The sequence below is a fragment of the Sphingomonas faeni genome (genome assembly GCF_030817315.1).
Taxonomy (GTDB): Bacteria; Pseudomonadota; Alphaproteobacteria; order Sphingomonadales; family Sphingomonadaceae; genus Sphingomonas; species Sphingomonas faeni_C.
The window spans coordinates 1200422-1215216 of sequence record NZ_JAUSZF010000001.1 but is presented as its reverse complement, the minus strand read 5'-3'; the positions used below and the strand labels follow the sequence as shown (position 1 = coordinate 1215216).

The following is a 14795-nucleotide window of genomic DNA, read 5'->3' as shown; positions in this document are numbered from 1 at the left end:
GATGACTGAATGGTCCACCGACAACGCGACCGAAACTACCGCCGCCTCCCTATTGCTGGGCAGCATCGTCGCCGAAGTCGGCGGGGGCGCCACTACTGCCCAGCGGCGCGCGTTCTTCCGTTCGGTCGGCGCGCGGATCGCGGCGGCGCATCCAGTCGGCGATGCGGAGGACATCGTGGCGCTTGCCGCCTCTATCAACCGCCTGTGGCGCGAGCACGACTGCGGCGAAGTACGCTTCGAACTCGCCGATGACGGCCTGTTGATCACGCATACCGGCTTTGCCCGGCGGCTGTCCCCGGTCCTCGGCGGTGCGACCGAGCAGACGCTGCGGCCGCTTCTGGAGGGAGCGTATAACGCATGGTTGCATACCCTCGGCAGCGGCGCCAATTTAACGACACGCACCCTGTGGTGGAGCGATACGGAGGCACGACTGAAGCATGGACGTTGATCGTCGACACGTCATGGCGGGAATGGCCGGTCTCGCCATTGCCGGATGCAGCAAGGCACGCGCACCGGACGACCGCGCAACCCCCACCGACAACGGCGGAGCTGAGAACGTCGGGGCCGAGAACAGTACCGCGATCGAACCGACTACGTTGCCGGCGACGGGCGCGGCGAACGGTGTGAACTGGGCGACGTTCAGGCAACGGTTCATGGCCGACGATGGCCGGATCGTCGACAACGGCAATGGCGGCGTCAGCCACAGCGAAGGCCAGAGCTATGGCCTGCTGCTATCCCAGGCTGCTGGCGATCGCGCCGCGTTCGACAAGATCCTTGGCTGGACCGAAGCAAAGCTCGCCCGCCCGGATGTCGCGCTCTACGGCTGGCGTTACGATCCGCGTGCGGCCAATCCGGTGGCCGATCGCAACAACGCGACCGACGGCGACCTGCTCATCGCTTACGCTCTGGCGAAGGCGGCGAACCGGTGGCGCGATCCACGTTATGCGGTGCGGTCGCGGGCGGTCGTCGCGGCGATCTCCACCAGGCTCGTCAAGCCGGTCGGCGGGCGGATGCTGCTGCTGCCGGGGCTGGACGGTTTCTCGACGGCGGCGCGCACGACGATCAATCCGTGCTACTACGTCTGGCCTGCGCTCGACCTTTTCGCAAAGATGGGCAATGCGCAAGTATGGCGACGGGTCATCACCGATGGCGAGGCGTTGATCGCTGCAGCACGGTTCGGCGCACACCAACTGCCGACCGACTGGATCGACGTCTCGAACACCGGCGCGATCGCCCCCGCCGCGGACAAGCCGCCACGGTTCGGCTTCGATGCAATCCGGGTGCCGCTGTTCGCCAGCGTGTCGGGCCGGAGTACGCTGATAGAGCCGATCCGAACCTGGTGGCGATCGATGCCCGCTGAACAGATTCCCGCCTGGACCGACGTTGTGTCGGGGCAGTCCGCCGAATACCTGCTATCCGTCGGCGGCCGCGCGGTGGTGAGCCGCACACTCGGCACGCGGGCACCCGATACGCTTGCCACCGACTATTACGCGGCCGCGTTACAAGGCCTCGCCGCGGCCTTTCCCTGATCGTCTGCCTATCGCCTCGCGAAGATCAGCAGGACCAGCCGGTCGATCATGAAGACCACGATCACGGACATCCCGAGGATTGGGAATAATACACCGGCGAGGATCAGGATCGCGACCGCGCCCCTGATCCTTGTCGGGGGCACGCGGGCGGGCGCGGCAAGGCGGCCCTTTGGGCGGCGTTTCCACCACATCACGACCCCACTTATTACGAGCAGCACGATCGCGATGCAGGTCGCCAGCATCACGAGCTGGTTCGCAAGCCCGAAGTAATTGCCCATGTGCAACTGGACGCCGAGCTCGATCGCCTTCGCCGCCCAACCATAATCAGCGTAGCCGACTTCGCGGATCAGTTCGCCCGTCCAACGATCGAAGTACAGCGTACGCTGGCCCTGCGGCTGATCGGGATAGGTGTAGGCGGTGTAGACGCCGGACGGTCCGCTTGGGAGGAACAGGCGATAGGCACCGGTGACGTGGTGATCGCGCGTCACGAAGGTGGCGATCCGGTCGATCCCCGCAACCGCTGCATCGTCGCGCACCGCCATGGTCATCTCGTGACCCGCATGACCGGCATGCTCCGCGGACGCTCTGGATGTCGGCATCGGCGATTGCTCCATCGTCCATGGTGCTTCGCCGAGAGCAGTCTTCATCGGCACGCTCGCCGGCGCGTTGTGTGTGCGGTTCGCTGCCGGATAACCGATGCCGAGCGCCGCGGTGCCGCGGTTGAGCAGGTCGCCCTGGATGCCGGCCCAGGGGAGACCGGTCAGCAGCAGGAACGCGATGAACGCGGCCGACCAGAATCCGATCACCGCGTGCAGGTCGCGCCAGAACAAACGTCCACCGGCGCCGAGTCGGGGATAGAGAATGCCGCCGAGCCCGCCACGCCCGCGTGGCCACCACAGGTATAGCCCGGTCGCGATCAGGACGAGCGCCCAGCACGCCGCAAGCTCGACAATCCGGTCGCCGACCGTGCCGAGCGTCAGCGACCCATGCATCTCGTCGGCGAACCCTACGAGCGTGCGGGCGTAGATCGTCGAGCCAAGCACGCGGCCCGTCCCCGGATCGACCGCCACGCGGAGCGGCTCGCCGTGATCATGGGTAACGAAGACCATCGCCGAGCGATTGGCCGCGCCCGGCAAGTCGATCCGCGTCGCAGCTCCCGGATGAGACTTCAGCGCGGCATCGATCATCCGCGACGGCGGCACTTGGGTCGCATGGACCGCGACGAAGCGTTGCGCGGGATACAGCGCGTCGTCGATCTCGTCGTTGAACAGATAGATCGAGCCGGTGACCGCAAGGATCAGCAGGAAGGGCGCGACGATCAGGCCGGCATAGAAGTGCCAGCGCCACAGCGCGCGATAGGCTTTCGGGTCGACCGAACTGGTGAATGCCATCTGGAAACCCCTGCTCAGAAATGCGTGGAAAGCGCGATTTCGACGCTGCGTGGCGCGCCGATGTACACGTTGGTCGTCGGGTATCCCGAATACTCGCCGTAGAACGCGTCGGTCAGGTTGCGCCCACGGATCGAGACCGAGACTTGCGGTGCGACCTGATAGCTGACCGACGCGTCGACTGTCGTATGCCCGCGGACGAAATAGGTATTGGCGGTGTCGGTGTAGAAGCCCGACACGTGCCGGACGAACCCGCCAAGGGTCACCGGAACAGCCTTGAGCGTATAGAGCGCGGAGCTACTGACGGTGGTCGAAGGTGTGTTGATCGGTCGGTTGCCGGCTCGATCGATACGGACACCGGAGATCAGTTCGCTCAACTGGTCGTAGTTCGCGTCGGTATAGGCGGCGCCTGCAGACAGTGCGAGTGCGTCGGTGACCGCCGCAGCGATGTTGAACTCGACACCCTGCGACGATTGCTCGCCTCCCTGGATGGCCTGCTGCGGATCGTTCGGATCGCGGGTGAGGATGTCGGTCTGTTCGATTCGGTATGCGGAACCGGTCATCGTCAGCCGCTTGGCGAACGCGGAGGCCTTGAAACCGACCTCGTACGAGCGGCCCCTGGTCATCTTGTAGGTCGTGTTGACGATCGACTGGAGCAGTATCGACGATACCGGCGTGACCGCCGTCGTGTACTGGCCGTACACAGTGATACCGGGCGTCACGTCGTAGGTCGTGCCGATCCGCCACGAGAACGGATCATAGGTCGGCGTGCCGCGCGTGACTGCGCCGTTGGCGTTGAGGTTGGTGATGACGCGCGTCAGGTCGATGTGATCGTAGCGCGCGCCGCCGACCAGGAGCCAGCCTGGGGTCAGGTTCAGTGCGTCCTCGGCGAACACGGACGCGGTCTTGAGCTTCGAATCGTAGACGACGTTGGTCGTGGAATACGCCGCATCGCTGGTCGGGAAGACACCGACGATCGGGGTGAACGGATCGACGTTCGCGATCCGCAAGGCCGCGTTGCCACCAACCGGGCTTTGCTGGCGCGGGTTGATGAAGTTCGTGTCGTTATATTCGCCGCCAAGGCTGAACCTGTTGCGCAGTCCTGCGACCACGCTGTCGTTGGCAATTACCAACCGCTCGTTCCAGAACCGGTGGTCGTGGTAGATGCGCTGGACCGAGCGCGCGAAGCTGCCATTGGGGAAGGCGGCGGTGGGGGCGGCGAAGTTCTGATCGCCGCTGACCACGAAGTCGCGTTTGGCACGATACCAGGTGAAGTCGTTGGCGACCGACCAGCTACCCCCGATCGCATAGTCGATCCGCGACCGAAGCGTCGTATCACGCGCACCGGAATAGGCCCCGTACGGATTATAATTGCGGCGGCGCAGCGCCTTGTCGAGCACCATGCCGTTCTCGCTTCGGAGCGCGTCGCTCGGATCGCGAGCTACCGCGGCGGAGACGAAGGGCAGCCCTTGATAGCTGCCGTCGTATCGATCCTCGTAATGGTCGACTGCGAAGAGCATACTTAAGTCGGCCGACGGCTTGAACAGGATGCTGCCCGTCAGTCCGGCGGAGCGGGTCGCATTGTAGTCGACGTCGTACAGGCTGGCGGAATGCATGTAGCTCGCGTCCGCGCGGACCGCGACGGTGTCCGACAGTTTCAGGTTCACACCGCTGGCGGCGGTCACCGTTTCGAAGCTGCCGACGCTCAGCAATCCATCGAGATGGTCGCCATCGAACGTCGGCTTGCGCGTGACCTTGTTGATCACACCTGCCAGCGCGCCTTCGCCGTACAGGACCGATGCCGGCCCCTTGATCACTTCGATCCGGTCGAAATGCCAGACGTTGGTATCCCGCTGGACGACGGTCGAGGTGGAGATGCGGACGCCGTCCTGGAGGATCGACACGGTGCCCCCCGAAAAACCGCGCAACGTCACGACCGCGGGATTGCCGGGGACGTTTCCGGCGATGGCACCTACGACGCTGTTGAACGCTTCGCGGGCGGTGCGCAGGCCCTGCACCTGCATGTCCGCCTGCGTCAGCGTCTCGACCGTAGCGGGTGTCTCGCGCACCGACAGGCTGAGGCGGCTGGCGGTATCGGACTTGCGATCGAGCTTCGGTTGGTCGCGCTGGCCGGTGACGACGATCTCGGACTTTTTGTCCGCCGCATCGTCTTTATCGGACGCATGGGCGGCACCGGCGAACGCGACGGTCGATGCCGACGCGAGAAATATGGTTTTGAACATGCGAATCCCTGCTGGATCCGTCCGCACATCGAGGTGTCGGATCGGATGCCGTAACTCCCGCGGACATGCCGCGCGCGTAGAAGCCAGTCCCGCGACCTGGCGGACCAGCCGAAACATCGTGATCGCGCCCGGTCCAAAGACCGAGCGATCATGCGGCAGGGAAGGGCGGGGGGCCTCGCAAGGGTGGTCGCAGATGCGCATGTGCGACGACCGGCGCTGCGGTTCTCACGCGGAAGACGAGACGGATGATAAACCCTATCGCGATCGCGAGCAGCACCGGATCGGCAGCCGCCAGCGACGGCGCGGTCAGTCCGGAGAAGGCGCAGGGCATGTCCCGACCCTGATGATCGGACTTGTCCGAATGATGCGCCATGCCGGGCATAGCCATCGCCCCCTGCGCGCGAGCGGTGCCGCCGCAAATCTCGATCGACATACCGGTCACGGATATGACGGGCATGAACCCGGCTGGCACGAGGATCTTCATCGCCAACGCACAGGCAAGCACCCACGCCGCCAGGGCGCGATGATCCATGAGAAGGCGACGGAGACCAGCCACGTGAACAACCTACCCGCTGGCCATGACCCTGTCACGTGGACGAAACGTCTCTTCGCGCCAGATATCCGGGTTCACGGTAAAGGCCCTCGGCGATCGTTCGAGCGGATCGCCAAGGGCTGCTGCGCGACTAACGTCGCCGGGTCGCATCCAAAAAGGCGGCAGTCCAGACCAGGGGAGCGTTCCAGTTGATCGCGACTTCGTTCACTGTAAACGCGCGGTAGTCGTCGATCCAGCAGGTCTGTGGTGCGCAGCCCTTCATCGGACCGGGTTCGTTAGCCGCGGCGGAATTGGGACCGCCTGACAGGACGCCGGTGGGTGGCGCGGGGTAGCGCTTGTCCGCGGCAGCGGCCCAGAAGCGGTGATGCGGGTGCTGCACGGGACGCGTGCCGATGCCGGTGACGTAGGAGCGGTCGAGTGGGTTGCGACCGAGGATGTAGTCGAGGCTCGCCACGACAGCGTCGCGATAGACGGGCTTGCGGTCGATCTGCCACGCGACGCCAAGCACGATCGCGCGGTTCAGGATCGAACTGCTCGATCCCCAGGGGTAGTTAGTGCCACCGAAGGGTATGCCGTAGCCGTTGCGCTTGCCTTCGGCGACAAAACCGTCCGCGAGCGCGGTTATCCGGCTGCGGAGTTTGGCGCGGTCGTCCGCGGGTAGCGTGTCGGGCAGGGTTACAAGCGTCAGTGCGCCGGCCAGCTTTAGCGAGCCCCAGCCGATATCCGTTCCGAGATCGGTGAAGACGCCATCGCTGCGCAGGCGGTCGAGGAACGCGGGTTCACTGGTTGTGGCGTATAGTTGTGCGGCGGCGAAGGTAAATTCATCGTGAACTTCGGGGTCGCCGTAGCCGCCGCTGCCGGTGAAGTCGGAGCTGGTGAGGAGGTTCGGGTGGCGGAGCGCTGCGGCCCAGCCGCGGCGAGCCGCAGTCAGGCATTTGGTCGCGAAGGCCGGGTCGATCGTTCGCCAGATCCGCGCGCACTGCGCTGCGACGCCGACCATGTTCAGCGTCGCCGCGGTCGAGGGCGGGTACAGGAAGCGGGTCTGGCGGTCTTCGGCAGGCGCTGTCGGAAGCCCGGTCCAGTTCTCGTCGGCGATCTTGGTATGGACAAGTCCGCTCGCGTCGATCGTTTCGAACCGGGTGATGGTCTTCCCCGCGACGCCGGCGTCGGGTGCGACAGCCAGCTTCGTGCCGTCGGGTATCTGCATCGAGAGCAGGAACGCGACCTCGACGCGCGCTTCGTCGAGCAGGTCGTTTTTGCCGTTGGCGCGTTCGGGCAGCGCGAGGCGGCCATCGGCGAACGCGTTTGCGTCACCCAACGCGGGCAAGCGTTCGTAGAGATCGAGCAACGTCCAGGTCGAGACGCCGCCGTTGACGACGTATTTGCCGTGGTCGCCGGCATCGTACCAGCCGCCGGTCGCATCGATCCTGTAGCTGCAACCGGGCCATTTCACGCCCTTCTGGTCAACGCCGGCAAAGCAGGTGGCGATGTCGGGAGCATGGCCGGCAGGGCGGGCCAGGTCCTTACGTTCGACAAAGGCGGGCAGGATCGGCACGCCGCTTCGCTGTTGGTAGAAGAACGCCATCGCCGCGGTCGCCACGCGCAGGAATGGGCGATCGGCGATCGCGAAGGGGTGACTGGCGTCGCTGCCGACACGCAGGCGATAGCCGGTGCCGGGGGTCTGGAACGTCCCGAAGTCGATCCGGTGGACGCTTTCGCCCGAGGCTGCATCGGGCCCGACCGGTGTCGTCTGTCCCGACGCGACGGTCTTGCCGCGCGCATCGGTGAGCGTCCACGCGAGCGGCTTGCCCTGCGTGGACGGCAGGACGGCGATCTTGGGGCCGTGCGTCTCGAACCCGGCCTGGTCGATCCGGATCGGCGCAGGCGGCGCTTGCGTGGCGGCGGTCGTCAGCAGGACGGCGGCCGCACCCAGAAGGAGCCGGCTCAATCGCCGCACTTCGTCATCGGCACGGGTGCCGAGTCGATCTTCACGTCGGACATCGACAGGCCGAGCTTGCCGTCGGTGGCGATCACGAACGGCGCGGTGACGTGCGCCATGTCGATCCCCCGCTTGGCGAAGCATTGGAGCGGGACGATGACCTGCTGCCACTCGCCGGGCTTGCCCGCCGCGAGCGTCTTCGTGATCGGGACGGTGACTGCCTTCCCGTCGTTGCTGACCATGCCGAGGTTCACAGGTGCGCTGCCGGCGCGATCGACGCGGACGTCGACGACTAGGCTCAACTCGCCATTGCTCTCGCGGGTCAGGTCGAGCGGACCGGACGCCTCGACACGGGCGTCCGCGGGGCCACCCGCCCAGACGAGCGCGCGCGCGTCTTCCTGGCGACGACGGTCGACGGCGGAGGCGGTGAGGCGCTTGGTTGCGGTGGTCGCGTTGGCGCCGAGCAGGCGGACCTTCGACTGGTCTTGTTCGACCAAGGTGAGCGACCAGCCCTCCGGAACGCGGCCCTTGCCGAAGATCGTGCCATTCGACGATGCGGCCATGCCCGCGGGGCGCGCTTCGTCGAGCTTGGGGACGGCGCTCGGCTTGGCGTAGGTGAGGCCATAGCCGAACTGGAACAGCGGGTCGTAGCCGGGGTCGGAGCGGTTGAGGACATACTGGTCGGGTCGCTTGGGCCAGGAGAAGCTCAGCTTGCCGCGGAAGTCGTTGGCGACGCTGCCGTCCTTCTTGCGGAACAGCACGTCGGCCACGCCGCCGCCCTCGGTACCCGGCAGAAACGCGGCGACGAATGCGTCGGAGGCGTTCATTTCGGCGTTCACCCAGAGCGGACGCCCCGACAGGAATACTGCGACGACCGGCACGCCCGCGGCTTTCAGCTTGCGCAACAGCTCGAGGTCGGACTTGTCGTCGGGGCTGTATTCGAGGTTCGGGCGATCACCCTTGAACTCGGCATAGGGTTGTTCGCCGAACACGACGATCGCCGCGTCGGGTTTCTTAGCGAAGCTGCCGTCGGCCGACAGCGTTGCAGTGCCGCCCGCGGTCTTCACCGCCGTGCTGATGCCCGACCAGATCGTTTCGGCGTTCGGGAAATTGGCGTTGGTCAAGCCCGTGCCCTGCCAAGTCAGCGACCAGCCGCCTGCCTGCTGCGCGACGTCGTCGGCACCGACCCCTGCGACGAGGATGTTGGCCGAAGGCTTCAGCGGGAGCAGGCCGCCTTCGTTCTTGAGCAGCACCATCGATTCCCGCACCGCCCGGCGGGCGATGGCACGGTGGTCGGCGGCGCCGATCAGGGTCATCTTGCCGGCGAGCGCGCGCGACGACGGGCGGCCGCGATCGAACGTGCCGGCACGGATCTTCACGCGAAGGATGCGGCGAACGGCGTCGTCGAGGCGTGCGGCGGGGATCTCACCCGACTGTGCCTGCTTCAACGTGTTGTCGTAGAGCGTTTTCCACCCGCTGCCCGAATACATGAACATGTCGAGCCCGGCGTTGATAGCGGCGGCGCAACTCTCGTTCGAGCAGCCATCGACCTGGCCGTGCCCGTTCCAGTCGCCGACTACGAAGCCGTCGAAATGGAGCCGATCTTTCAGCACGCCGGTCAGCAGACTCTTGTTGCCGTGCATCTTGGCGCCGTTCCAGCTCGAGAAGCTGGCCATGACCGACTGCGTGCCGGCTTCGATCGCTGACGGATAGCCGCCGAGGTGAATGTCGCGCAAAGCGGTTTCGGGAATGCGCGCATCGCCCTGGTCGCGACCGCCGGTGCCGCCATCGCCGAGGAAGTGCTTGGTCGTCGCGATCACGCGGTCGGGCGCGAGGAACTCCTTCGTGCCGACCTTGCCCTGGACGCCTTCGATCACCGCGCCTGCGAAATCCGCCTGGATCGTCGGTTCTTCCGAATAGCTCTCATAGGTGCGGCCCCAGCGGTCGTCACGGACGACAGCGAGCGTGGGGGCAAAGGTCCAGTCGATGCCGGCGGCGGCGGTCTCGATCGCGGTGACGTGGCCGATCTCGCGCATCAGGTCGCGGTCGCGGGTCGCGCCGAGGCCGATATTGTGCGGGAAGAGCGTGGCGCCGGGGATGTTGTTGTTGCCGTGGACCGCGTCGGTGCCCCAGATCACCGGGATCGCGGGGCGCCCGTCGGTGCGCGCCATGGAGGCCTCATAGAATTGATCCGCGAGTTTGAGCCACTCGACGGGTGGTGCGAGGTCGTTGCCGCCAGGGCCCGAATTGCCGCCGTTGAGGATCGAGCCGAGCTTGTAGGTACGCAGATCCGACGGCTCGATGCTGGCGATGTCGACCTGGATCAACTGGCCGATCTTGTCGGCGACCGACATGCGCTTCAAGATCGCATCGATCCGCGCCTCGACCTTCGGATCGCGCGAGGGACGTGCGTTGGCGGTCGGCCAGATTTCCGGGTGCGCGACGGGTGAGAGGGACGCGGTCGGTGCCGCGACGGGCGTCGCCGCCGACTGCAGCAGAAGCGCGATCGTGAAGCTGGAAAAACTGGCTGACATCATACTCTCCCCGGACGGTGCGCTGACGCGACCCTGTTCTTGTGTCCTCGCTACCGGGTGAGGGCAGCGCGGTGCAAATCATTTGGCTATCGACGGACCCACATCTCGGGATGCGCGTCGATATAGCCGGACAATGCCGTAGCGATCCGGGCATCGTCGGCAGTCGACGGGTGCGAGTTGCACCCCGTCAACGCGAGACCGGTAACGGGTACGAACGCGACGTTGCGCTGCCCCTCGGCGTTCAGGCGCGCGGCGACCTTGCCGACTTCCGCGGCGATCTCGCCATTTACCATGTCGGTTGCCCACAGGACGACATGCGCGTCCGGATCCCGAGCCCGAAGACGTTTGACGAAGTCCACATAGCGCTGCTCATAGTCGGCGTGGAGCGCCTCGCGCGTCTTCCACGGTTCGCCTGGGTGAAGCGCGGTGGTGAAGTCGTTGGTACCGAGCGCGATGACGAACAGGCGAGGACGCCAGGCCGGATCGACGTAGCGCGTCGCCTTGTCGAACAGCGTGAAGGGATAGGCGGCGGGAAGCGTGTCGGCCGCCATGCCGTTGTAATTGCGGACGATCCCGCGGCCCGAGATCGCGTTGACCTGATAATCCGCGCCGTAACGCTGTGCGGTCAGCGCCGGCGTCGCCTTCGAAGTGTCGGTGGTCGCCCAGACTTCCTCCTGGGTGCAATCGCGCTTGGTCGAGAGGTTACCGTAGCCGACGGTATGGGAGTCGCCGATGAACTCTATCTGTCGCGCACGGGCAGGGGCCGCCAGCCCACGTGTTCCCGGCGCGGCGTAGAAGCCGCCGAAGACGGTCGATGCGGCCTGGCTTTCGCTGGCGATTTCCACGCGGATGCTGTGCCGGCCGTTCGATGCCGCGTCGATGCGGTAGAGGCCGGGCTTGGGCTTGAACAGCGACGTCGGGACCGACGCGTCGAGCGAGATACGCAACGCGACGTCGCCCTCGCCGATCCTCAGCAGCACCCCGCGCCCGCGAAAGTTCGCCTCGAAATAGGTGCCCGGCCATTGCCGTCGATAGCCGTCCGCCGTCCTCTCGACACGGCCGCCGATATGCGTCGGAAGCATCGCGCCCACCTTGCTCGATACCTGCGTGACGACGACCGGCGTTGCGATCGCCGAGGTCGACAGCAGCGCGGCGGCGAGCAGGCCCAAGGCGGTTCGCATAGCGTGTCCTTCGGTTCGGTGTGACGATGGGGCCAGCATCAGAGCGCTGCCATGACCACAGCATGCGTGCGGATCACATCCTGCGTCGCGGCGTCGCTGTCGAATACGCCGTACCAACCCTGCGGTTCGTGCGGCGGATCGCCCATATAGCCGAGGTCGCCGCGCTGGAACCGGTGGTCGGCATGCGGCGTACGCGCCTCGCCGTTCCAGGCCCAGAAGTTCGAGCCTGCGAGCGGCTCACCGGACTTGGCGTTTGCCTCGATCGCCGCGTAGATCTGGCGGTAGAACCGATCCTTGTAGACCGTCGCGATCGTTGGGTCGTAGGCGGTCTTCCCGTCGCGCGGATAGCCGAACTCCTCGATCACCAGCGGCTTGCCGAGCGTGGTGGCGAGCCGGATATGCGCGTTGATATAGGCGGCGACCTTCGCCGCGCCCGCATCATAGGTGCCGGCGAGATCGCCTGCATCCATCCACGTCCAGTTGTTCGGCCAGATATGCGCGGTAAGATAGTCGATCGACCGCGAACGATGTGCGGCGAGTACGACGTCATCGCGCTCGATCGAACCCTTCAGCCCTTCCGAGCCGGTCGAGACGAGGTGATTGGGATCAAGCGTCTTGATGTACCGCGCGGTCTCGTCGATCCAGCGGTAGAAGGCGGGCAGGTTGGGAACGGCGACCGCCGCGCTACCAGCCGGCCGTGGCTCGTTCGCCAGCTGCCACGCCATGATCGTCGGATCCGCGGCATACGCCGTGCCGGTGACGCTGTTGGTCCGAGAGACGACCGCGCGGATATAGTCGCGGTACATCGCCTGCGCTTGGCCGTTGGCATAGAACGGGGCGTTCCGGTCGGCGAACTCTGGCCAGGGGTGCGCGGGGTCGTTCATGTCGATGAACCGTCCGCCGTTGACCCACGACAGATACGTCATCATCCCGCCCGACCATTCCCAGAAGTTGGTCAGGTAGATCACGGCGGTCATGTCGCGCTTCGCCATTTCGGCGAGCATCCAGTCGAGTCCCTCGAGCAGATCCTCGTTGTAGGTCGCGGTCCGGTCGCGGAAGCCCGGGGTGATCGAGTTCTTCAGCGGCGAGACTTCTGCCGAGCCGAGGATGCGCAAGTTGCGGACGCCGAGCGCCTTGAGGCGGTCCAGTTCGCGTCCGAGGCGGGCGCGGTTGCCGTACGCGGTCTCGGCACCGAGCCAGGCGCCGTACCAGATGTTGGCGCCGGCATAGCGGTAGGGCTTGCCGCCACGCAGGAAGCCGGTGCCGTCGACGGTCACGAACGGCTTTGCTTGCGTTTTGCCGAGACTTCCGTCGCTCGCGCATGCCGCGACGAGCGCTACGCCTCCCAACAGCGCCGCACGCCGACCGATCATCGCCTTGTCCACTGCGTCCCCCCCGGTTTACGAGCGCTCGCGGACCGTTTGCCGTCGGATATTCCGCCGATCGTCACGGGCCACTGCGCCGTACCGCCATCTTTAGGTTTGCTTGCGGCGTCGCGCCATCGCGATTTATCATACTTCTGCCGAAAGGGGCGGCGCGAGCCCGGTTGCCGACGAGCAGCCGGCATTCCTTGCATCCCGATCATACCGGAACGCGTTGATGCACTGCCGCCTCGCCGGTCGAGGCCGGTCATCATCACTGCCCGGAGCTGCTTCATGTCCAAGACCATCATCGCCGACCTGTTCGCCGAGACGTTGCATCTTGCGGGCGTCGAGCGAATCTATGGCGTCGTCGGCGACAGCCTCAACGGCCTCACCGACAGCTTGCGGCGACAAGGCAAGATCGAGTGGATCCACGTCCGCAACGAGGAGGCTGCAGCGTTTGCCGCGGGAGCGGAGGCGCAGCTGACGGGCAAGCTCGCGGTTTGCGCTGGATCGTGCGGGCCGGGTAACATGCACCTCATCAACGGGCTTTACGACTGCAACCGGACCCGGGTGCCGGTGCTGGCGATCGCCGCGCAGGTACCGAGCGGGGAGGTGGGCTCGAACTATTTCCAGGAGACGCGGCCGGAAGCGCTGTTCCGCGAATGCAGCGTCTATTGCGAGACGATCTCCGATGCGGACCAGATGCCGCGAACGCTGGAGACCGCGATCCGGGCTGCGGTCGGGCACCGCGGGGTCTCGGTCGTCGCGATGCCGGGCGACGTCGCGCTGCGGTCGACGACGGGCACGCTCGCACGGTCGAAGGGTGCGCTCCTGCCGCCGCCTTCGGTGACGATACCGGCAGAGGCGGACATCGCCGAACTCGCCGCGCTGTTGAACGGCGCGGAGAAGGTGACGATCCTGGCGGGGCGGGGATGCCGCACGGCACATGCCGAACTCGTCAAGCTGGCGGGCGTGCTTCAGGCGCCGATCGTCCATGCGCTGGGTGGCAAGGAATTCGTCGAATACGATAACCCCTATGACGTCGGCATGACCGGGCTGATCGGCTTTGCGAGCGGCTACGACGCGATGATGGCGTGCGACGTGCTACTGATGCTGGGGACGGATTTCCCGTATCGGCAATTCTATCCGGAGAATGCGAAGGTCGCGCAGATCGATCTGATCCCGAAAAACCTAGGGCGGCGGACGGCGATCGATATTGGGCTTGTCGGTGATGTTGGCGCTACTCTTGCGGCCCTGACTCCGCGAGTGAGGACCGGGCGCGATGGCAGCTTCCTCAAGTCCGCGATTGAGAATTATGCGAAGTCGCGCGAGGGGCTGGACGATCTGGCGGACGGAACACCGGGCAGTGGCATCGTCCACCCGCAACACGTCGCGCGTGTCCTCAGCGAGCAGGCGGCGGACGATGCGGTGTTCGCCTGCGACGTCGGTACGCCGACGGTATGGGCTGCGCGCTATCTGAAGATGAACGGCCGGCGAAGGTTGATCGGCTCGTTCAACCACGGATCGATGGCGAACGCGCTGCCGCAGGCAATCGGTGTGCAGGCGGCTTATCCCGCGCGGCAGGTGGTGACGTTGTCGGGCGACGGCGGGCTGGCGATGCTGATGGGCGAATTGCTGACGGTCCGCCAGCTTGGCCTGCCGGTGAAGATCATTGTCTTCAACAACGGCACGCTGGGGTTCGTCGAGATGGAGATGAAGGCGGCGGGACTGGTCGAGACCGGCGTCGCGCTCGACAACCCCGATTTTGCGGCGATGGCGCGGGCGATCGGGATCCACGGCGTGCGCGTTACCGATCCGGGTGACGTCGAAGCAGGTATCCGCGAGGTACTGGCGCATCCGGGGCCGGCTCTGCTCGACGCCGTTACCGCGCGGACCGAATTGTCGATGCCGCCGAAGATCACGCTGGAGCAGATGAGGGGCTTTACGCTCTACATGGCGAAGGCGATCATCAGCGGGCGCGGCGACGAGGTGGTCGAGCTGGGCAAGACCAATGTCGGCTTGCTTAAACGCCTGTTCTGAGCGAGCCGAGATCGGTCGGTGCCG

General features: G+C 65.8%; 10 protein-coding genes. 3 read left to right on the top strand and 7 right to left on the bottom strand.

From position 1 onward, the window contains the following. The first annotated feature begins 1 nt into the window (after position 1). Positions 2-448, top strand: a complete 447-nt coding sequence (bcsD, locus tag QFZ54_RS05640) for a cellulose biosynthesis protein BcsD (protein WP_307085241.1) — start codon at positions 2-4, stop codon at positions 446-448. Beyond that, a complete protein-coding gene (locus tag QFZ54_RS05635; protein WP_307085239.1) occupies positions 438-1529 on the top strand; it encodes a glycosyl hydrolase family 8 in 1092 nt (363 codons plus the stop codon). The genes bcsD and QFZ54_RS05635 overlap by 11 nt, the downstream gene beginning before the upstream one ends. Before the next feature lie 8 nt (positions 1530-1537). On the opposite strand, the gene QFZ54_RS05630 is transcribed toward QFZ54_RS05635, so the two are convergent. The 7 genes from QFZ54_RS05630 to QFZ54_RS05600 all read right to left on the bottom strand — a co-directional run bounded on the left by QFZ54_RS05630 (position 1538) and on the right by QFZ54_RS05600 (position 12740). After that, positions 1538-2920: a PepSY-associated TM helix domain-containing protein gene (locus QFZ54_RS05630; protein WP_307085237.1), complete on the bottom strand. Its 1383-nt coding sequence runs from the start codon at positions 2918-2920 to the stop codon at positions 1538-1540. A 14-nt stretch (positions 2921-2934) separates the two neighbouring features. Beyond that, positions 2935-5160, bottom strand: coding sequence for a TonB-dependent receptor (locus QFZ54_RS05625; RefSeq protein WP_307085234.1), 2226 nt, complete (start codon positions 5158-5160; stop codon positions 2935-2937). Positions 5161-5308: 148 nt separating this feature from the next. Next, positions 5309-5692 carry a DUF2946 family protein gene (locus QFZ54_RS05620; RefSeq protein ID WP_307085232.1) on the bottom strand — a complete coding sequence of 128 codons (384 nt, stop codon included), beginning with the start codon at positions 5690-5692 and terminating at the stop codon, positions 5309-5311. 151 nt (positions 5693-5843) lie between these two features. Further along, positions 5844-7661 carry a glycoside hydrolase family 9 protein gene (locus QFZ54_RS05615; RefSeq protein ID WP_307085230.1) on the bottom strand — a complete coding sequence of 606 codons (1818 nt, stop codon included), beginning with the start codon at positions 7659-7661 and terminating at the stop codon, positions 5844-5846. Further along, entirely contained in the window at positions 7658-10186 is a 2529-nt protein-coding gene (locus QFZ54_RS05610) for a glycoside hydrolase family 3 protein (RefSeq protein ID WP_307085228.1), read from the bottom strand. Before QFZ54_RS05610 ends, QFZ54_RS05615 begins: the two co-directional genes overlap by 4 nt. Before the next feature lie 86 nt (positions 10187-10272). Beyond that, positions 10273-11367: an SGNH/GDSL hydrolase family protein gene (locus tag QFZ54_RS05605; protein ID WP_307085226.1), complete on the bottom strand. Its 1095-nt coding sequence runs from the start codon at positions 11365-11367 to the stop codon at positions 10273-10275. Positions 11368-11405: 38 nt separating this feature from the next. Then, the gene (locus QFZ54_RS05600) at positions 11406-12740 is read right to left on the bottom strand and encodes a glycoside hydrolase 5 family protein (protein ID WP_307085224.1); all 1335 of its coding nucleotides are present in this window, start codon (positions 12738-12740) and stop codon (positions 11406-11408) included. A 282-nt stretch (positions 12741-13022) separates the two neighbouring features. On the opposite strand from QFZ54_RS05600, the gene poxB reads away from it, so the two are divergent. Continuing rightward, positions 13023-14771 carry a ubiquinone-dependent pyruvate dehydrogenase gene (gene poxB / locus QFZ54_RS05595; protein ID WP_307085222.1) on the top strand — a complete coding sequence of 583 codons (1749 nt, stop codon included), beginning with the start codon at positions 13023-13025 and terminating at the stop codon, positions 14769-14771. Positions 14772-14795: the final 24 nt, after the last annotated feature.

Bases quoted from the DNA above. Each gene is read 5' to 3' on its own strand.
- bcsD (WP_307085241.1), top strand. From the start codon at position 2: ATGACTGAATGGTCCACCGACAACGCGACCGAAACTACCGCCGCCTCC.
- QFZ54_RS05635 (WP_307085239.1), top strand. From the start codon at position 438: ATGGACGTTGATCGTCGACACGTCATGGCGGGAATGGCCGGTCTCGCC.
- QFZ54_RS05630 (WP_307085237.1), bottom strand. From the start codon at position 2,920: ATGGCATTCACCAGTTCGGTCGACCCGAAAGCCTATCGCGCGCTGTGG.
- QFZ54_RS05625 (WP_307085234.1), bottom strand. From the start codon at position 5,160: ATGTTCAAAACCATATTTCTCGCGTCGGCATCGACCGTCGCGTTCGCC.
- QFZ54_RS05620 (WP_307085232.1), bottom strand. From the start codon at position 5,692: ATGGATCATCGCGCCCTGGCGGCGTGGGTGCTTGCCTGTGCGTTGGCG.
- QFZ54_RS05610 (WP_307085228.1), bottom strand. From the start codon at position 10,186: ATGTCAGCCAGTTTTTCCAGCTTCACGATCGCGCTTCTGCTGCAGTCG.
- QFZ54_RS05605 (WP_307085226.1), bottom strand. From the start codon at position 11,367: ATGCGAACCGCCTTGGGCCTGCTCGCCGCCGCGCTGCTGTCGACCTCG.
- QFZ54_RS05600 (WP_307085224.1), bottom strand. From the start codon at position 12,740: ATGATCGGTCGGCGTGCGGCGCTGTTGGGAGGCGTAGCGCTCGTCGCG.
- poxB (WP_307085222.1), top strand. From the start codon at position 13,023: ATGTCCAAGACCATCATCGCCGACCTGTTCGCCGAGACGTTGCATCTT.